At 51.4% G+C, this 19,729-nt stretch carries 20 protein-coding genes and 1 other annotated feature; all 20 genes read right to left on the reverse strand.

The genetic code is table 11. The annotated features are described in order from the left end of the window. Positions 1-473: 473 nt before the first annotated feature. Positions 474-3,083 carry a bifunctional lysylphosphatidylglycerol flippase/synthetase MprF gene (mprF, locus tag NGM66_RS03090; RefSeq protein ID WP_208910576.1) on the reverse strand — a complete coding sequence of 870 codons (2,610 nt, stop codon included), beginning with the start codon at positions 3,081-3,083 and terminating at the stop codon, positions 474-476. Between the two features lie 212 nt (positions 3,084-3,295). After that, the gene (locus tag NGM66_RS03095; RefSeq protein ID WP_208910578.1) at positions 3,296-3,895 is read right to left on the reverse strand and encodes an NADPH-dependent FMN reductase; all 600 of its coding nucleotides are present in this window, start codon (positions 3,893-3,895) and stop codon (positions 3,296-3,298) included. 247 nt (positions 3,896-4,142) lie between these two features. After that, a complete protein-coding gene (locus tag NGM66_RS03100) occupies positions 4,143-4,781 on the reverse strand; it encodes a VTT domain-containing protein (protein WP_208910585.1) in 639 nt (212 codons plus the stop codon). 21 nt (positions 4,782-4,802) lie between these two features. Next, the gene (locus NGM66_RS03105) at positions 4,803-7,424 is read right to left on the reverse strand and encodes a YfhO family protein (protein WP_258115374.1); all 2,622 of its coding nucleotides are present in this window, start codon (positions 7,422-7,424) and stop codon (positions 4,803-4,805) included. A 9-nt stretch (positions 7,425-7,433) separates the two neighbouring features. Further along, complete coding sequence (locus NGM66_RS03110; RefSeq protein WP_208910587.1) at positions 7,434-8,081, reverse strand: phosphatase PAP2 family protein; 648 nt, start codon at positions 8,079-8,081, stop codon at positions 7,434-7,436. Positions 8,082-8,090: 9 nt separating this feature from the next. Beyond that, entirely contained in the window at positions 8,091-9,032 is a 942-nt protein-coding gene (locus NGM66_RS03115; protein ID WP_208910590.1) for a glycosyltransferase family 2 protein, read from the reverse strand. A 105-nt stretch (positions 9,033-9,137) separates the two neighbouring features. After that, the gene (locus tag NGM66_RS03120) at positions 9,138-10,523 is read right to left on the reverse strand and encodes a sensor histidine kinase (RefSeq protein ID WP_208910592.1); all 1,386 of its coding nucleotides are present in this window, start codon (positions 10,521-10,523) and stop codon (positions 9,138-9,140) included. A gap of 5 nt (positions 10,524-10,528) precedes the next feature. Then, the gene (locus NGM66_RS03125) at positions 10,529-11,224 is read right to left on the reverse strand and encodes a response regulator transcription factor (protein WP_208910594.1); all 696 of its coding nucleotides are present in this window, start codon (positions 11,222-11,224) and stop codon (positions 10,529-10,531) included. 806 nt (positions 11,225-12,030) lie between these two features. After that, positions 12,031-12,396 carry a 50S ribosomal protein L7/L12 gene (gene rplL, locus NGM66_RS03130; RefSeq protein WP_258115375.1) on the reverse strand — a complete coding sequence of 122 codons (366 nt, stop codon included), beginning with the start codon at positions 12,394-12,396 and terminating at the stop codon, positions 12,031-12,033. 56 nt (positions 12,397-12,452) lie between these two features. Next, the gene (rplJ, locus tag NGM66_RS03135) at positions 12,453-12,959 is read right to left on the reverse strand and encodes a 50S ribosomal protein L10 (protein WP_258115376.1); all 507 of its coding nucleotides are present in this window, start codon (positions 12,957-12,959) and stop codon (positions 12,453-12,455) included. Between the two features lie 24 nt (positions 12,960-12,983). Then, positions 12,984-13,108, reverse strand: a sequence feature (ribosomal protein L10 leader region). A 70-nt stretch (positions 13,109-13,178) separates the two neighbouring features. Continuing rightward, positions 13,179-13,877, reverse strand: a complete 699-nt coding sequence (gene rplA, locus NGM66_RS03140; protein ID WP_208910596.1) for a 50S ribosomal protein L1 — start codon at positions 13,875-13,877, stop codon at positions 13,179-13,181. A 98-nt stretch (positions 13,878-13,975) separates the two neighbouring features. Further along, positions 13,976-14,401, reverse strand: coding sequence for a 50S ribosomal protein L11 (rplK, locus tag NGM66_RS03145; protein ID WP_020088139.1), 426 nt, complete (start codon positions 14,399-14,401; stop codon positions 13,976-13,978). A 159-nt stretch (positions 14,402-14,560) separates the two neighbouring features. Further along, positions 14,561-15,112, reverse strand: coding sequence for a transcription termination/antitermination protein NusG (nusG, locus tag NGM66_RS03150; RefSeq protein ID WP_125575615.1), 552 nt, complete (start codon positions 15,110-15,112; stop codon positions 14,561-14,563). A gap of 124 nt (positions 15,113-15,236) precedes the next feature. After that, on the reverse strand, positions 15,237-15,413 hold the full coding sequence (gene secE / locus NGM66_RS03155) for a preprotein translocase subunit SecE (RefSeq protein WP_125575614.1): 177 nt from the start codon (positions 15,411-15,413) through the stop codon (positions 15,237-15,239). Between the two features lie 42 nt (positions 15,414-15,455). Further along, positions 15,456-15,605, reverse strand: a complete 150-nt coding sequence (gene rpmG, locus NGM66_RS03160; protein ID WP_082153174.1) for a 50S ribosomal protein L33 — start codon at positions 15,603-15,605, stop codon at positions 15,456-15,458. Between the two features lie 75 nt (positions 15,606-15,680). Then, entirely contained in the window at positions 15,681-16,250 is a 570-nt protein-coding gene (locus NGM66_RS03165; protein WP_208910597.1) for a sigma-70 family RNA polymerase sigma factor, read from the reverse strand. A 228-nt stretch (positions 16,251-16,478) separates the two neighbouring features. Then, positions 16,479-17,048 carry an NYN domain-containing protein gene (locus NGM66_RS03170; protein ID WP_208910598.1) on the reverse strand — a complete coding sequence of 190 codons (570 nt, stop codon included), beginning with the start codon at positions 17,046-17,048 and terminating at the stop codon, positions 16,479-16,481. A gap of 29 nt (positions 17,049-17,077) precedes the next feature. Next, complete coding sequence (gene rlmB / locus NGM66_RS03175; protein WP_208910599.1) at positions 17,078-17,848, reverse strand: 23S rRNA (guanosine(2251)-2'-O)-methyltransferase RlmB; 771 nt, start codon at positions 17,846-17,848, stop codon at positions 17,078-17,080. Beyond that, positions 17,848-18,255, reverse strand: coding sequence for a Mini-ribonuclease 3 (locus NGM66_RS03180; RefSeq protein ID WP_208910601.1), 408 nt, complete (start codon positions 18,253-18,255; stop codon positions 17,848-17,850). The genes rlmB and NGM66_RS03180 overlap by 1 nt, the downstream gene beginning before the upstream one ends. Further along, positions 18,255-19,667: a cysteine--tRNA ligase gene (gene cysS, locus NGM66_RS03185; protein ID WP_208910603.1), complete on the reverse strand. Its 1,413-nt coding sequence runs from the start codon at positions 19,665-19,667 to the stop codon at positions 18,255-18,257. The genes NGM66_RS03180 and cysS overlap by 1 nt, the downstream gene beginning before the upstream one ends. Positions 19,668-19,729 lie beyond the last annotated feature (62 nt).

Below are 19,729 nucleotides of genomic sequence, written 5' to 3' on the forward strand. Positions count from 1 at the left end.
ACCAGCCCAGACCGCTGGCAAGGTAACTCCCACGGCTGAGCTCATATTTGGCGAACTCCCGGCTACAGGGATGGTCTACCAGCAATCAGTTGGACCGTAACAACAGCTGAAGACAATCAAGTCTGGCCCAATTGCAGTGTCACTGACAAGCACCAATCCGCCGGAGTCAGCCAGTAGTGTAGCCAGCTGTGTCGACCCAGTTAGCTGGCGTTTTTAGCCAGGTTACTGGGTGGGACGACTTGAGAGACTGGCGGGCTGTGCCAGGCTTTCAAGCGAGCCGGAAGACCGCTCCCCAGGCTGGAGGCGTTCCCCATAGCAGGCGGAACTGCTGGCTGACGGAGGCATTCTGGTTTCGCTAGCGTTCCGACCCATATTTGGCGGACGGTAGGCGGCCAGCTCGGACTAGGTAGCTGTAAATAACTAAGCAAATAGCGCATCGACCAACAATTGCTGTTAGCCGATGCGCTATTTCGCTAATCATGATTTTGCCAGCGTACCTCGTCCGTGACCCAGTGGCCGAACCACTTGGGTGCCACGTGCATCCCTACCGGCGACCATTGATTGATGACTGACATCAGCTGTAACATGCTGAAGATCAGTGATTGTCGGCGTCGGTACGCCAGATACTTGGGTTCCCAGCTGGTGACGTACTTTTCCTTATACGCCCGCAAGCCTTGGAAACTGTAAAAATTCGAGCCATACTGGTAGATCAGATGGGCTGCCCGCTCCTCAATGAAACTGAACTCGGAGACCCCGACGTTTGCCAAGGGTGCCATCCCCAGGTTAAAGCTCAGATAGCCCGTTTCGCGGCAAGTCTCGAACAGGTAAACGAACAGGCCGTCCATGATGCCAGACGGGGCGTCGCGACTGGCCCGCATCAGGTCGATGGACGTCATGCGGTGATCCCCCGTTGGCATCAGATTGGCAAAGGCCACCAGTTCACCAGCCGCATTCTTCATGACCGCCACCGGGGCCTCATTCAGGTAATCCCGGTCGAAGAAGCCCATGGAAAAGCCCTTTTCCGTTTCGTCATGAAGCCACGAATCCGAAATCTCCTTGAGCGCGTGAAATTGCGCGTCACTCAAGGGTGGCTGGAGCAGGTCGAACTGGTACCCCTCGCGTTTAAACTTATTGATCAACGCTCGCTCTCCGCGATGGGCCTTGCCGGCGAGGCTGAAGGTCGCTAGATCGACGTGACCTTCCTCCCCCACCTTGATGAAATCAAAGCCCATTTCGTGGAGCCGCAACGTCAGCGATTCACTGATCTCATAGAAAACGGGCCGCAAGCCAGCCTGGTTAGCGTCGTGCATGAAGGCTTGTAACGCCGGGGTCAGATAGTCTTGATTGCCGATGGGTTCGCCCATGACCAACAGTTTGTCGGCCTTTTGCCGGAACAACAAGAATAGCTGGTCGGCCCCGTCGGCTTGATAGAAGTACGCCCGTTTATCCCGTAAGAAGGCCAAATGACTGACCTCGTTGCCGCCAAACTGTGCGATAATGGCCCGCATTCTGGGGGCGTCATAAGGGGCGTGGAGCCATTTAGGCTGATGTGCGGACAAGTACCGGTAAATGCCGATCAAAATCAACAGCGCGGCCAACAGACTCCCCAGCCCGGTCAACCAGACCTGCGTCGATGGCAGAAGCCAGGCGTGCGGGAGAAATGGCCGGTGATGGCCCCCCTGAAAACTGGAAATTCCCAGAATGGTGTACAACACGAAGGTGCCCACGTAAATCAGACCATCCACCAACAACCCGCCCCACGAATAGTGAAAGCCGGTCCGGTAGAGTTCCGGCCGCGCAAACAGCAGGCAAGCCAAGACCAGGCCTAACAAGATGGCCAGACTGACGGGAAAGTTCTCCCGCCACAGCGTCACGCCAATCGCCACGACCAGAACCACCAGCGTCGGCCAGTACGCGCGTTTCACCCGTGCGCCCACTCCCCGTGCGAGGCCAATCAGAAGAAAGGCCATCACGATATTGGTGATTTGGCTCAGGAAGTAAAACATGTAGGGCACCAACCGCAAGTAGAACCGGTTGGACAAGACCACGTCCGGAATCGTGGCGAATAGCAGCATCATCACGCCGGAGAAGTACATAAAGATGGTCACGAATAAATGCGCCGCCCGCCGTAGCGTGGCCACCGGCAGGCCATTTAAGAAACCGTTCACCCGCCGACCAACGTCGTGAATGAAGAAGCCCACCCCCACGCCAAACGGCAAGAGGTAATAAAACAGCCGGTACAGCAGCAGCCAGCCCGTGGCGTCTGCCCGACTGACCCCCAAAAAGCCCAGCCCAATGATCATGAAGACGTCAAAGGACCCCAAGCCACCGGGAATCATCGAGACGACGCCGGCTACAGACGCCACCACAAACATTGGAAAGACCGCCGCTAACGGAATCGGTAACCGTAACGCCCACCCGATCAGGAGGAAAAACAGGGCACAACTCCCCCACTCCAAGCTAGAACCGAGAATCAGGATGCCTTCTCGCCGCCACGTGAGGTCGCGGAAAAATTCACTGTCGCTAATACGGGTGAAGATAAAGACGACCGGGAAGTATAACCCGCCGCCTAACAACCAAAACCAGTAGCCGCGGAAAGGCGCCCCGATATCGAAGCCAAACAAGAAGACCAGCGCCACCCAACAGGATAGGGATAACCCCGCCAGCAAAAACAGCGCAATCTTCGAAATGGCGTAAACCACCTGCTTTTTAGTAGCCGCTTTCGCGTAAAAATTGGCCCGGAGACTGGCTCCCAACAGGCCGCCCATTCCGGCCAGGTTGGTAAAGGTATTGGTCGTCCACCCACTACGAATGATGTATCCGCGCGAGAATTTACCCGGTAGGAATTGCACGATAGAAAAATCATAGATTAGCATCGGCAAGACGGCCACGAACCCGCAAGCCAGCAGTAAGATAAACGTCCCCGTATCCAGTGAGGCCAGTTCGGCTTGAAGCTGCTCGCCGCTGACCTCGTGGGCGATGCGCCCAATCATTTGAATCACAAAAATTAAAATTGAAAAGATAAAAATGCCTTTGATTAGCGTTAAGTGTTTCTGTATACGCCCCCATACTCTTTTCCCCATAATGATTGACCCCTCCCCGTAGTTCTTCATTATCGCAAGCTGCTTGGTAAAGAACAATCTTAACCCCGTTCAACGACGCGGTTAATTTGTCTACTTTACAGCTCTCTCACCTATCAGCATACCAAAAAGGCGTAAAGCCGCCTACAACTTTAGGTGGCCTTACGCGAATTTTAAAGCTTCGACTAATTTTTAACGGGGTAAATCATTACGACCTAGTCGGCCACACGCCGGTACGGGTGGTCCTTAGTGAGCTGCGCGTAATGCCGTAACTCATTGGCGGCCTCGGCTAAGCGCTGGGCGAAATGGTCGCTGTTGGCCGCATCCGGGACCAGATCGCCGGCCGCCGTAAAGTTGGGTTCAGCATTCCACAACAGGACTGGCGTCGGCAAGACCAGCATTTTAAGCATTTGCAAGATTCCCACAAAGGAGGCCGCCGCCAGCATCCCGCCGTCACTGTACTTGGAGTAGGTCACAATCTGGACGGGCTTGGCCGCCACTTCGGGGCCCACAAAGTCCAGCGCATTTTTTAGACTGCCGGGAATGGCGTGGTCATACTCGGGACTCAAGATGATGTAGCCATCTTGTTCCGCCAGCACGTCCAACCACCGTTTCTCCGGTGCGGCCAACTGCTGAATGGGTTCTGACAACGGTGTCTCCGCGTGGTCATACAACGGCAGCGGATAGTCTTGTAGGGCGATCCACGTGTACGTGACGCCGGTCGTCGGCAGGGCCCGTTGTAGATACTGGAAGAGCCGCTTCCCTAATGAATGTGTCCGCGTCGTGCCTAAAATTACACCAATTTTTACTGTCATGTTCATGGCCTCCTGTTTTGATTGACAAGGCTAACTATATCACGCAGGTTAACTGATTACAATAAAAACTAATTAATCATTTGATAACTAAAAGTAAGTAGATTGGCTTGTTGGTGGTCAATTGTCTGCCGCAATAGATTCGAACCCATCATCCCAAAAAATCTGCCAAGCGCCGAAAAACCACTTGATAGATTTGAAATGATACACAGCAACTAAAAATTATATAGACGTGGGCCCGTTCTTTTCGTTACGAGCGGCGCCACGTCCGCATCCATCCTACGAGGGCCGGTATCAAGGACACCACAATGATTCCCAGCACGACTGCAGAAAAGTGGGCCTTCACAAAAGCAATATTCCCGAAGAAATAGCCGCCCCCACAACAGAGTGTCACCCAAGCAACTGCCGCGCCCACATTGTACTTGAGGAACCGCCGATAGGCAAACTGCGAACCCGCAGCAACAAACGGGACGAAGGTACGGATGATTGGCAGGAACCGCCCCAAGAAGATAGCGATGGGCCCATGCTTCTTGAAGAAGGCCGTCGATTGTGCCAAGCGTTCCTGATTGATCAACCGACTAAACCAGGACCGTTTGCCAAGTAGGACACCTGCCCGTCGTCCCAAGTAAAAATTCAAAGAGTCTCCAGCGATGGCTGCCATCAGAAAAACAGGCACGAATACCCAGATGTGTAAACCGTACGCTGGGTTCGCAGCCAACGCCGCAGCCGCGAAAAGCAACGAGTCACCGGGGAGAAAGGGCAAAATCACTGCCCCGGTCTCCACAAAGATGATGGCAAATAAGATGAGATAGGTGGAACCGCCAAACGTATTGACGATGTTGACTAAATGACTATCAATGTGTAACACGAAATCGACTAGATATCCCATTTACGCGCCTCCTTTTCTGTTTTAAGATTTTTTCGCATGCTTCTTTTGTCGTGAATGTTGTCGCGTCCGCATCCCATCGACGAGACCAAAGCCAATCAGGCTCATCGCACTGACACCGAGGCCTAAGCGTCCACCTGGCACCCGGTAGGTTAGGGTCACTTGGTTATTCCCAGCTTGGATTGGGAGTCCCATTAACCCATTTAGCAATCGGTGAGGTTGGACCCGTTTGCCATTGACCGTGGCTTGCCACCCCGTATCGTAGGGAATGCTCAGGAACAACTCGGATTTTTGTTGCGAACCTTTAACTTGGCCCGTCAACTTCGTTTGAAAATGACTAGGAACCGTGTGGATGGTGAGCTTTTGTTGCCGCAGATCAGCCAATAACTGATTAAAAGCGGCCTGGCGCAGAACCATGACTTGCGTCTTGTACAGGGCCACAGGATAGGTCGCCGCAAAATGACAGGTGATGGTCTGCCCTTTCTTAAAGTCGCCCAAATTAATCAGTGTCGCCCGGCCATTGGCATTCATGCTGGGCTTAATTTTAGTGCCATTCACCACCATCGTCGTATACTTGGTACCGCCGCCGACAGACCACAGATAGGCTGGTCCAGTTGCCGTCGCACGTAACGTCATGATGTGATGATAGGCATAGGTCGTTGGCACCCCATGCACGCTGTTGACCCGTTTGACTGTATCCTTTAACAACTTAGTTTGCGCGAAGTAGGGCTGTGCTTGTGGCCGCAAAGCCTGCATGATACTCTCCTGATTTCGCAGCGCATTTGTTCCCAATTGCACTTGACTCAGCGCTGAAGCGACCGCAAAGCCCATACCGTTATAACTCTTAGCTGGCGTGGTAATCGCCCCGGAACTGGTCAGGTGAACAGAATCTTTTACGCCCAACAGTAGTTCACTCAGTGGTGTCAGTCCCAGTGCCCCAATCCGCCGAACGTTGTCACTGTACAACCCTAGCTTTTGCAAGGTCGTCCGCGTCTGCTCGTTCAACGTCGAATTGTAAGCCGTCACCCCGTGAAAGTTAAAGAGTAGACTATCATTGTAGTTGTTGTAGTGTTCCGCGTAGGCCCGATTGATTAACGTATTATCATTTTGAACGCGATAAAGTTGCCCATCAGGATCGTTAACCTGCGCCATCTGCTGATTCTCTTGCCGGTAGGCCGTCGCGTAAGCCGTTTGGTTGCCAAAGGGGGTGGACCGCATCGCTAAAATAAAATTGCCCCCCACTTCGGTTAGCACTAGCAACCCAACCAGCCATTTTCGCCAGTAACGTTGGGTCCCAAAAATAACGGCTCCGGTCAAAACCATGTAGATTGCCGCGATGCCAATGCTTGGCCAATGCGCTTGGCCGATACTGGCATAGTACTTTTCGAGTTTAACTGACCGTCCCTTCATGAGTCTCACCATGAATGGAATGAATTGCACCCCAACGACCATACTAACAACTTGAATCGTCGGGAGTCCCCATTGCCAATAACGGTTAATCCGCCGCGGCTCAGCTTGCCAAACCGCAAAGGCCAGCACGACCATGACAAAGCTCAAGAAAAATACGTTACGAAACGGAAATCCCGCTGGTGCCTGAAGCATATGCCAAATCGTATTAAACGTGCGAATCCACATCGCCAGGAATAGGAACCCTAAGAATATCCCCGCTGACCATTTCTGCCGCCGAGAAAAATGTGGATGCACAAAGTAGCTCAGTGTTAATAAGACGATTGCACTCGATACAAATACGGTTGGTGCATGGCCCAGGCGCTGCGTGTAGTTCGTCGCTCCCACCCCAAATTGCGCAAAAAATTCCAGCCCAAATTCTGGCAAAAAACGTAAATTCAGCGCGTTACTAGTCGTTTTAGCCGTCTGTAACATGCCCAAGGCCGTTGGCAACAAAACCACTGCCGCACTTAGCCCACTCAGTACGGAGGTGAGTGCAAACTGGCCTAATCGACCGCGCCATTCACTTGCCATCGCGTGATGCTCGTATGTCCAGTTAAACAATACGTAACTAAAATAGCCGACTGCAAACAAGCAGGTCATGTATCCCAAATAATAATTCGTCACAATGCTGGCCAACAACCAGCCGAAGAACATCCCCGGCCGATGGTCAATGACCAACCGATCGATGCCGGCCGCAACCAGTGGCAAAATAATTAAGGAATCTAACCACATGAAGTCAAAGTAGTTCAGTGCCACAAACCCACAGAAACTAAAGGCTAAGGCAAATACCACGGTTAATCGTTGGGTGGTCCGAAAATGCCGTTGGAGGTACCAAGTCATGGTTGCCGCAATCGTGGCAATCTTTGCCATGACAATGATGCTGGCCGCTACCGGTACCTGTGCCGCACTGAAGAAAATGACAATCAGGTTAAATGGACTGAGTAAATAATAGGCAACCGTGGGGACCACGACACTCCCCAGTGACTGCGAGAACGAATAGAGATGAAAGACCTGATATTTCAGCGCATGTTGCAGTGCCGTCAGCAAGGGAATGTACTGCGTTCCCATGTCACTGATCAACAGGTTATGATTGCCAAACGGACTCACCCGCCAATAACCAAAGACTCCTATGACGATGATTAAGGCAATCAGCCAGGCGAGCCCCACATTTTGCCAAAACTTTTTCTTTACCAACATTGCTTCCCCCTACTCTTGGGCCTGAATCTTTCGCCACCGCTGAACGACCCGTTCATAGACGCTTACGACTTGTAACCACCAGCCACTGGCCAGTAGGACGCTCCCCAAGACATCACTTGGAAAATGATTGCGTAACCCCAATCGAGCCAGCATGATGGCAATGACCCCCATGACAATGACGGCCGTCACACTCCAAAACACGGCATTGCCCTTTAAAAACTGATACAGTAACGTAATCACAATGCCAGCCACCAATGCCGTGCTAAAGACATGGCCGCTGGGAAAGCTGAAGCCACTATCGGCCACAACGGGCTGTAATGGTCGTACCCGCCCTACCAAATCCTTCAAAGCGAGTAGTAGGCCGTCCCCACCGATAATGCCTACCAAAGTCGCGACTGACCAGCCAACTTGACGAATTCGCCAGAGAAATAGGGCCAGAACCACGGCAAGGCCACCGGTAACCAAGGGACTGCCCAGCAATGTCAACCATTCCCAGACCCGGATGTGTTGTCCCAAACTACTGCCACTGAAAGCCGTCAGCCACTGATGATCCAGACTGATCAGGGGCTCAAATTGCATCTTAATCAAAATTGCTAAAATACCAAATAGGCCAAAGAATCCCAAAGCCAATTGCTGATTACGTTGTGTTAATGTCATGATAGCCTCCTACCGCTTGTCCTTGATCAAATATTGTGGCCGGTGTTTCGTCTCTAAGTAGATCCGCCCAATATACTTTCCTAAAATACCCAGGCACAGTAGCTGCAGGCCACCTAGCATGAGAACGATGGCGACCAATGACGGCCACCCGGCAGTTGCATTCCCAAATAACAGTGCACGAATCACAATCCAGATCATTCCCAGAATTGCGGTAACAAACGATAAACCGCCCAGCCAGGAGGCAATCGCCAGCGGAACTTCAGAAAAGTCCACGATGCCGTCTAACGAGTAATCTAGTAACTGACGCATCGACCAGTGCGTTTCACCAGCAACCCGATCCTGGTGGGAAAAGGTGAGGTACTTGGTCTTAAAGCCGACCCAACTAAAGAGTCCCTTGGAAAAGCGGTTTGACTCCGGCAAATCAACGATAGCCGTCACCACGGAGCGCCGCATTAACCGGTAATCACGTGCACCCGGAACAATCTTTACCTGTGAGATCCAGTTGATGACGTGGTAAAATGCCGCGGATAATTTGGAACGCAACCAGGGTTCGCCTTGACGGTCTGACCGCTTCGTTGCGACCACGTCATAGTCCGTTTCCATCAGCATCTGAATCATGGTGGGCAACAACTCTGGTGGGTCCTGCAGATCCGCATCCATCACTGCGACAAAATCTCCCTGTGCCGCCTTCAGTCCGGCTAGTAACGCCGCTTCCTTACCGAAATTACGGGAAAAATCAACGTAATGCACGCCGTCTGGATTAGCGGCGTGCAAATACTGCAGTTGCTGTAACGTTTCATCACTTGATCCGTCATTTACGAACCAATATTCCCATTGAAATTGTTCCCGATGGTGGTTAAAATCAGTTAAAATTTGTTCAACGCGTTTATAAAATAATGGCAAACTCTCTTGCTCGTTGTAACACGGGACAACGATGGAAATAACTTGCATGACACACCCTCCTCACCCACAAAAAAAGTACCTAACACACATGGATTTTTGACTATCTCCATGATAGTTAAGTACACGATTTGCTAAAACAGTTAGAAAAAGAGATTAATCTGAGAGTTTATCAGAATTCTCAGCTACTGGGAATTTCAAGATAAACTGGGACCCCCGGGGCAGATTGTCGCTCACACGAATCGTCGCGTGGTTTAATCCCACTAATTGGGCAACGATGGCCAACCCCAGACCCGTGCCGCCGATTTGCCGAGTGCGGGCCGAATCGACCCGATAAAACCGCTCAAAAACATGGGCCTTATCTCCATCAGCAATGCCCAAGCCCAAATCCTGAACTGCGAGTTGCACGTGCTGGGCCGTCTGGATCAGTGACAGGGTAATGGGTTGATCCGCGGCCGAATATTTACCGGCGTTATCGAGTAAAGCGACCAGTATCTGATGCATGCTTTCTGCGTTGCCGTAAATGATGGCCGTTGTCTCCCCAGTGACACGAATGGGTTGACTGAGGACGGTTTGTTCTTCTTCAACCGTTTCATTGATGGTCTCCGCTAAGTCAAAATAAGCCAACGTCAGGGTTCCCCTGTCCGCCCGAGAAAGTGTCAGCAAGCTATTGACCAATTTTTGCATTCGCTGCGATTCATCGTCAATAAATTGAACTGACCGCGGCACAATCTCGGGATGCTCTTGACCGCGTCGTTCAATCAGACGGACGTGACCCCGAATCGCCGCAATCGGTGTTCGCAGTTCATGTGCAGCGTTAGAAATGAATTCACGTTCCTGACTAGCGTGCTGATTGATGGTCGTCAAGAGTTCATTGATGCTGTTCGCCAGCTGGGTGACCTCACTGGGCTGATTAGGCACCGGCAAAGTTGCTTTGGTCGTGCGGACGTGTGATTGCTCTTGCGCCGCCACATTCAGGCTGGACAACGGCTGGGTGATTTGTCTGGCCGTAAACCGAATATAACCCCACCCGACACCTATCGTCACCAACATAATGAGTAGGACCACCAACACGACCGACAACAAGACTGTGGTGATTGGCCGCAGACTCAACCAGATCTGCGAGTGAATGCCTAAGCGAACACCCGCACGATAGTAGGTAAACCCATATCCGGGTGTATAAGCAACGGCCGAAAAGATTGGCATTTGATAATGTTTGGCCTTTAAAAACTTTTGCGTATTCGGTGAGTAAAAGGTCGCCGGGGCTTCACCAATCTTGCTGTTATAGACACGCACCATGGTATTTTTCGTATTGATCGAACTACTCTTCCGCCAGCGATTCCAATCTGGCTTATCATCGATGATTGAACGGTTAAGACTCGCCATCAGTTCTACTGACGATTGCTCACTCTGCTTGACCAATTGATAGCCGACCGTGAGAACCACGGCACCACCCATCACCAGGGTCAGCAGTACCAGCATCCACACGAAGCGGTGCTGAATCTCCTGGGCGGTCGACAAGGCACGTTTATTTTTCGCCATTCCGCTCACCCCTGATAGTCTGCCGACAACACGTACCCGACACCACGGACCGTGTGAATCAGCGGCTGGCTCTGTTCGTCCCTTAACTTATGCCGTAAATAACGGACGTAAACGTCGACCACGTTGGGTTGGCCTTCAAAATCCACGCCCCAAACTGCATCAAGTAGCTCGTCACGGGTCATGGTTTGACCAGCATTCTTCATCAAACATAGCAGGAGTTCATACTCTCGTTGTGTCAGCTGCACCAGCCGGTCATTGCGTCGTACCTGACGGGCACGCATATCCAACGTGACATCCGCCACGTGAAGCTGACTGTTGGCGCTGGCTCGATGATGTTGATGTCGTAGAATAACCCGAATCCGCGCCAACAACTCTTCGATTTCAAACGGTTTGGTAATGTAGTCATCCGCCCCGGTGTCCAAGCCGGCTACCTTGTCACCGACGTAATCGCGGGCAGTCATCATAATCACGGGTAAATCATCATGCTTCCGAATGCGCCGCAGGACCCCCAGCCCATCCAACTCAGGCAGCATCCAATCCAAAATGATCAAATCCAAATTGCCACGATTAGATTCATAGACGGCCAATGCCGTTTTGCCATCCATCGCATTCAAGACGGTATAATCCTCAAACTGTAATTCTGTTGTCAATGAGGCAAGCAACGCTTCGTCGTCTTCCACAATTAAAATTGTTCCGGCCATATTTTCACTCCGTTCATCTTACTTACCTTTCAGCTTAATCATTTTATTGGTGAAAAGCTATTGGGGAGACTTAATCACAAGTTAAAATTAAACAACTAAAGGTTGCAAGATTGAAATCAGCTAGCTTTATGGTGACACCAGGGTTTACAGGGACAAAATTAGTCTTTGAATGTCATGTGATCGGTGCTGGTCGCCTTACCGTTCGCCAAATTTGGACCGTGACGCTGTGGGAAGGACCGGTCGAAGCCAAAAGGCGGTCTTCAACCTCGCTTCGAGCCGAAAATCACGTCTCGAAGACGCCAGTTTCCAAGAAAATCACTTGAAAACTCCCACGGCTGAGTCCAAATTTAGCTCACTCTCGGCTACGTGACAAGTTACCCACTAGTGTGGATGAACGTTGCCAGTTCAGTGATTTTCCTGCAAATTTTGCAGGTAATCACTGATGTAATCGGAGGCAGTCAGAAGTGTAGGTTGCTGTGACAACGGTGTTAGCTGAGCGCTTTTCCTCAGCTTACTGCGTGGGACGCGTTTGGAGATTGACGGTATTTGTCAAGCTTCAAACCGAGTCGGCGGACCGCTCCATAGGCCGCCGGCGTTCCCCATAGCTACCGGAATCTCTGACAGCCGCAGATGGCGGTGTGGACTAATTTCATGTTCACAATCCTGGTCAGCTGAGTATTATCAGGTGTTTTTGTACTTGCAACCTTTAGTTAAACAACCGCTACGTTTAGCCGCCACGATCCAAATCAAGCCACAAAAAAACCGCCACCCGAAGGCAGCGGCTCATTTTTTGTAAGTGAAGGTGACTACTTAAGCGTAACCACACCACCAACGGCTTCAAGCTTTTCCTTGATGTCGTTAGCTTCGTCTTCAGAAACGCCTTCCTTGATGACAGATGGTACGTTGTCAACAAGACCCTTAGCGTCCTTCAAACCTAAACCAGTGATTTCACGGACAGCCTTGATGGCCTTAACCTTGGCGTCACCAGATTCAGTTAATTCAACGTCGAATGAATCCTTGGCAGCAGCGTCGCCACCAGCAGCACCGGCTGCAACAACTGGGGCAGCAGCGGATACGCCGAATTCGTCTTCGATACCCTTAACTAAGTCGTTAAGGTCAGTAATGGATGCTTCTTTAAGAGAAGCGATGATAGCATCTTTATCAAAAGCCATGTTATTTTCCTCCAATAATTGGGTTTTAGTTTTTAGTTCAAATCTGAAACAGTAACTTAGGCTGCGTCGCCTTCGTCACCCTTTTCAGCAATTGCCTTAACGGCGTAAGCCACGTTCCGTACTGGTGCTTGTAAGACATTAGCCAGCATAGAGAGCAGGTCTTCACGACTAGGCAAGGTAGCGTAAGTGTTGATTTCGTCGATAGACATGATCTTGTCTTCGATGTAACCACCCTTGATTTCAAGGGCATCAACATTGTCAGCAAAGTTCTTCAAGACCTTAGCAGGTGCGATTGGGTCCTCGTCAGAGAAAGCAACGGCAGTAGGACCAGCGAAGAGTTCGTTTAAGCCTTCGTAGCCAGCCTTTTCTGCAGCACGTACCAAAACCTTGTTCTTGATGACGTTCAGTTGAACGCCAGCATCACGCAATTGCTTCCGTAAGTCAGTAACTTGTTCAACAGTCAGGCCACGGTAGTCAACGACGATAGCACTGGTGGCGTTGTTGAACTTCTCAACAACCTCATCAACCTTTTTAGCTTTAATTGCAATAGCTTGTTCACTCAAATTGTTCACCTCCCGGAGTAGTTTGGTGGGATAAAAAAATCCCTATGCCACCAAGACATAAGGAGTCAAAAGTTTAAGTAAACTTCTGCCTCGGCAGGAAATTAAGACCATTAGGCCACCTGAGTCTTAGGTAGATCTATTAAATACAACTTCAATAGCATACAATACTTCGACATTGCTGTCAATGCATTGTTAGGGATTTTTTCATTTCGAATTAACTTAGGCTAATAAAGAAGCCAAGTCAACGTCGACACTAGGGCCGAACGTTGAAGAAATTGAAACGTGTTGTACGTAAGTCCCACGCACAGCGGCTGGGCGAATACGTACGATCGTTTCAGCAATGGTCTTCAAGTTGCCGGCAAGCTTGTCAGCATCAAAGGAAACCTTACCAAAAGGAACAGCGACGTTACCGTCACGGTCAGTCCGGTAGGTAACTTGACCATTCTTAGCATCGGAAACGGCCTTTTCGACGTTCATCGTAACCGTACCCGTCTTAGGGTTAGGCATTAAGCCCTTAGGACCTAAGACCCGACCTAAACGACCAACTTGGGCCATCATGTCTGGCGTTGCAATGGCAACGTCAAAGTCTAACCAGCCGTCTTGGATACGTTCAACTAAGTCTTGGTCGCCAACAACGTCAGCACCGGCAGCTTGTGCAGCCTTAGCTTGATCACCCTTAGCGAATACGATTACCGTGGTTTCCTTACCGGTACCATTTGGCAATACTAATGCGCCACGGAGTTGTTGGTCCGCTTGCTTCGTATCAACGTTAAGCTTGAAAGCAACTTCAACAGTTGCATCGAACTTAGCGAAATCCATCTTCTTAACTAAATCAACAGCGTCGCCCATAGTGTAGACCTTGTCAGCCTCGACCATTTTGGCAGCGTCTTGATACTTTTTACCTCGTTTGTGAGCCATTTTTGTGTATTCCTCCTTGCAAATGTGGTTGTAACGGATAAACCTCCCACTTGACACATTTCATTTTCGTGAAGTGTCCGACTATCCGAAAACTGAGCTTAACCTTCGACCGTGAAGCCCATGCTCCGGGCAGTACCTTCAATCATGCGCATAGCTGCTTCAACATCAGCTGCGTTTAGATCTTGCATTTTAGTTTCAGCGATTTGCTTAACTTGATCTTTGGTTACAGTAGCAACCTTCTTCGTGTTAGGTTCGCCGGAACCACTTTCAACACCAGCAGCCTTCTTCAACAGAGTTGCTGCTGGAGGGGTCTTGGTGATGAAATCAAAGGAACGATCTTCATAGACACTGATCACAACAGGAATGATCATACCAGCTTGGTCAGCGGTACGAGCGTTGAATTCCTTAGTGAAGCCCATGATGTTGATACCTGCTTGACCTAAAGCTGGTCCAACTGGGGGAGCTGGGGTTGCTTTACCCGCAGGAATTTGTAATTTAACGACATTAGCTACTTTTTTAGCCACGAGACAATACCTCCTTGAGTCCGTGTGTGGTAAGTGGGGCTGTTAGTTTGCCCCTCCCACTTTGTGCATATGCGTCACGCATACCTGAGAATCATACCACACTTTACTAACCGCAACAAGTTCTTTTCTGAAAACTATGCGAAAACTGTGGGGCCAGTCCTACTTCAGAATCGGGTCGACTTGGTCGAAGTTCAGTTCAGTACTGGTTTCACGACCGAACATATCGATGTTGACCTTCAACTTCATCTTTTCGTTGTCGACTTCGGTAATCTTACCAACCAAACCGCTGAAGGCACCGTCCACAATCGTCACGGAATCGCCAGGAGCGACGTCCAGATCGGCGTGCCGTGCAGAAATACCGACACGACGCAAGATCCGTTCAACTTCGTCAGGTAACAGTGGCGTTGGCTTACTCCCTTGCCCATGAGACCCTAAGAACCCAGTTACACCAGGCGTGTTCCGCACGATGTACCAAGCTTGGTCACTCATGACCATTTCCACTAAAACGTAGCCGGGGAAGGTCTTTTCCATGGTGACCTTGTCCTTACCGTTCTTAACTTCGTGTTCCTCTTCTTCCGGAACAACCACGCGGAAGATGTTGTCTTGCATCCCCATTGATTCGGCCCGGGATTCCAAGTTTGCCATAACCTTGTTCTCGTAACCCGCATAGGTGTGAAGAACGTACCATTGCTTTTCAGCTGACTCAACCATGTTTGGTGCACTCCTTTTAATATCATTGACTTTTCGAGCAAAATAAAAAAACTCCGTGTACACGAAGTTTCCTGTTACCAACTAATATAGCATATTTTACGTGATTTGACTACCGACAATTCCACTAGGAGAGGAACTTTAAGCCATATTGAACGACCCAGTCGACGACCGCAAAGAAGATTGCGAACAGAACCGAGATGCCAATCACAGTGCCGGTATCGTGCCGGGTCTGCTTAACGCCGGGCCAAGAAACTTGTTTCATTTCGGCTCCGACCGATTTGAAGAAACGGATTAAACGCATGGTGTTGCCTCCCTAAAATTAGTGTTTGTCATGAACGTCAAATTAACGGGTTTCACGGTGTAATGTGTGTTTACCACAGTATTTACAAAATTTCATAACCTCTAGTCGCTTCGTGCGGGTCGCACTCGCGGTGATGGTGTAATTCCGCGACCCGCAAACTGAACAAGCCAGGGCAATTTTCCGTTGAGCCATCTTGCCACCACCTTTTATTAAAACCTAGCGTCACTCATACTGTAGTAGCTTACCATCGTTTGCCCTCGCCGTCAATCATTCCGCGAGCAGTTCGTGCAACTTCGCCTGGCTGCGGTGCAGCGCCGCCTGAACTTGGGACACGGTCAAATTATGTTCCTGGCCGATGGTTCGAAGTGATTGCCCCGTTAACAAGCCATGGAAAACGTTGTGCTCAACGGCCGACAATCGGGGCAAGACCTGGTACACGGCTTCCTTGGCCTCTAATTGTTCCCGCAAGATCCACCGCTGGTCCGGTAGCGTGTCTGCAAAATATTCCGCCTCAGCCTCCAAGGACAGCGACTGGCGCAGTAACTGCCGCTTCAACGCCTGACTTTGCCGGATCAAGTCAAAGACCCGGTGGCGTAACCGCAGTCGGTAAAACGCCCCGAAGCTCCGCGACAAGCCGCTCTGATAGCGTTGGACCGTGCTACACAAGATGAGCAAGGCTTCCTGGTCCCAATCGGCCTGTTCAAAGCCGGGGATAAAATACTGCTTCTGGATGCGTTGGAGCACGGGATGGTACCGCTCAAACAAAATGAGGAGCGCGGGCGAATCAAGGTCTTGGCGGAGCAAATCAATCAGGTCATCATCGGACAAATCAAACACGGGTAACGCCTCCCTTAACGTAGTCTTTTCAGTCTACGGGAGGCCCGCGTCATGCCATAGCGAACGCTCGTTTAATGGGCAATTTATTTTTTCATAAGTAGCTCGCTAGATAGCGAAGACCAGTGCCTACGGCTGCCAAGGGTTCCTCACAGCAGGCAGAGCCCTGGCAGCCGCAGGCAACTGGATGACGCATGTTGCCCACGAAAAAAAGCCGCGACTATGCGCGACTTAGTGTTTCGCTTTCTTTTGCTTGGACCGTTTCGGTGTCTTCTCCGGTTGCGCCATCATCTGGTCACGCAACTTTTCCAGCTTGTAAAGCTGCTGATCGTTCCACGGTGACTTGCGTACGATGCCGCGGTCCGCAAACTCACGGGCCGTTTGCTTCACCTCGTTTTGGGCGCGCTCGATGTCCGTCAGGAGTTCTCCCGCCGGAATCCGCAACGCCCCTTCCGAGAAGATGGTCCACTGCTCGGCTTGGTCACTAGTAGCGACCGTCACCTGCGTGAAGCGCGTTTGCCGTTCCTTGGCGAGCTTTTCAATATAGCTATCCGCCGTCTCGTCACGATTGGTCCAGACGACCTCCAAGTCGAATTGCTTATAACTCTTGGAGATACCCGGCACGTACATCGCGTCGAAGACCACCGTGATCTTGGCATCCCGTAATTTTTTATAATTGGCCAACATGTTTAGCAACTCGTCACGGGCCTCGGGTAACCGGTCCGTTAGCTTGAGCCGGTTAAGTTTGGGCCAGTTGCCAATCATGTTATAGGCATCAACAATTAAAATGTCTTCTTTCATTGACTTGCTCCCTCGCTCATGCCGTGTGCTCAGTGCTGGACTGGGTGCCGGGAACTAAAGCCTTGATACATCAACAAGCCAGCGGCAACACTGGCATTGAGGCTTTGGACCTCACCGACCATTGGAATCGTCAGCATCTCGTCGACCGTTTCCTTTAGTAACCGGGAAATGCCCTTGCCTTCATTGCCGATGATCAGTGCGCTGGCGCCCTTGGCGTTCCAGTCACGGTAATCCGTTCCGGCCATGTCGGTCCCAAAGACCCACAGCCCCCGGTCCTTTAGTTCCTTGACGGTGTTCACCAAATTGGTGACCCGGGCCACTGGGACCCGTTCAATGGCCCCAGTGGAGGTCTTTGCCACCACGGAGGTCAAGCCGACTGCTCGCCGCTTGGGGATAATGATCCCGTGAACGCCACTGGCGTCGGCCGTCCGCAAGATGGACCCCAGGTTGTGGGGATCTTCGACGCCGTCTAGGATCAAGAAGAATGGCGCTTCGCCGGCCTTGTCGGCGTTAGCGAAGAGGTCATCGATGGTGGCGTAGGCAAAGGCCGCCACCCCCAGCGCCACGCCTTGGTGGTTTTGATGATCCGTCAACAGGTCTAATTTTTGCTTGGGGACCTCTGAGATGACCAAATGCCGTTTCTTCGCCAATTGCCGAATCTCGTCAATGGCTTCGGCCTTCAGCCCACTCTGCAAGAAGACCTTGTTGATGGTCTGTTGGCTGCGCAGTGCGGCGACGGCTGGGTGCCGGCCGATCACAAAGTCGCTGCTGGTTTCCGTGTTTGCTTGATTTTCTGTCATTATTCAGTCCGCCCCGCTTCTACTTGTTCAATGCACCACTGGCCGAGTTCATCCACCCGGTCCTGTTGTCCGCTCAATGCCAGGTAGCCCATCAAGGCTTCAAACCCGGTGGAAATGCGGTAGGTCACGACGTCCGTGTTCTTGGCGTGGGTGTAGCTCTTGGCGTTGCGCCCGCGTTTGAACATGGTCCATTCGTCTTCACTCAAGATCTTGTCCTGTTCCATCAGGTCGATTAGCGCCGCTTGGGCCTTGGCCGACACGTAATGGGTGGCTTTCTTCTGTAAATGGTTGGGCTTGGCCAGGCCAGCCGCAATCAGGTGCCGACGGATGATGACCTCATAGGCCGCATCCCCCATGTAGGCCAGCGCCACACCATTGAGTTGTTGATAATCTACTTCAGTTGTCATTAATTTCCCTTTCGCCAACGCGTCCCTTGGGGCGTGTCTTCCAAAATAATCCCTTGGTTCTTTAATTGTTCACGGATTTCATCACTGCGTTCAAAGTTCCGGGCCTTGCGCGCGGCTAACCGTTCGTCGATGAGGCCTTGAATCCGGTCATCATCTAACTTGGCGGCCGCCGTTAGCTTCACGCCAAAGACGCTCAGCAGCTCAGCCAGTGTCTGCCGCATGAACTTCAGCGTGCCAGCAAAGACCACTGGCCGTTCCGCGTAAACGTTGCCCAGCCGCGAGAGTTCAAAGACCTCGGCGACCCCATTTTGCACGTTAAAATCATCGTCCATGGCGTCAATGTAGTCCGCCACGATTTGCCGCGTTTCCTGTTCGATCTTAGGATCATTGCCGTCTTCGGCATCCTTGAGCCGGTAGCCCATGTTGTCGTAGGCCGTCTGTAGGCGTTCTAGGTTGCGTTCCGCCGTAGCCAAGTTCTGTTGCGTGTACTGAATCGGCCGCCGGTATTGCGTCGTGGCCATGAAGAAGCGCAGCGTCTGGGGGTCGACGGTCTTCAAGATATCGTGGACCGTGACAAAGTTCCCCAGCGACTTGCTCATCTTCTCATCATCTTCACCTACCGTGACGAAGCCATTGTGCAACCAGTAGTGGACAAACGTCTTGCCGGTCTTGGCTTCACTCTGTGCGATTTCGTTTTGGTGGTGCGGGAAGATCAGGTCTTCGCCACCGCCGTGGATATCAAAGGTATCGCCCAGGTAGTGCGTGGACATGACCGAGCACTCGATGTGCCAGCCCGGCCGGCCAGCGCCCCAAGGAGATGGCCAGGAGATTTCGCCCGGCTTGGCGCCCTTCCACAACGCGAAGTCAACGGGATCTTCCTTACGCGCCGTTTCCTCGTCATTGGTGTGTTGTGAGGCCCCCTCTTCCAGGTCGTCGAGGTTCAAGTGGGCCAGCTCACCGTAATGGGCAAACTTGTGGGCCCGGTAGTACACATCCCCATCGACTGGGTAGGCGTACCCCTTGTCGATCAGGTCCTGGACAAAGGTCACGATTTCAGGAATATGGTCCGTGGCCCGCGGGTTGACCGTAGCGGGCTCAATGTTTAAGGCCGCCGTGTCTTCCTTGAAAGCAGCAATGAACTTGTCGCCTAATTCTGGCACCGTGATGCCTTCCTTACGCGCTTCATTAATCATTTTATCATCAACGTCTGTGAAATTTGAAACGTACTTCACCTGGTAGCCGCGGTATTCAAAGTACCGGCGAATGGTGTCAAAAGCAATGGCACTCCGCGCGTTCCCAATATGAATGTAGTTGTAAACGGTCGGGCCACACACGTACATGTTGACCACTCCCGGAGTAATGGGTTCGAATGTTTCTTTTTGGCGAGTCATGGTATTAAAAACTCTGAGCATGCCGAAGCTCCTTTCGCATCATTAGTTAAATTCAGCCTAGGCCTATCACCCGGCCGCCGACT

Origin of the sequence: Levilactobacillus yiduensis, assembly GCF_024718525.1 — a bacterium.
In the GTDB taxonomy this organism is placed as follows: Bacteria; Bacillota; Bacilli; order Lactobacillales; family Lactobacillaceae; genus Levilactobacillus; species Levilactobacillus yiduensis.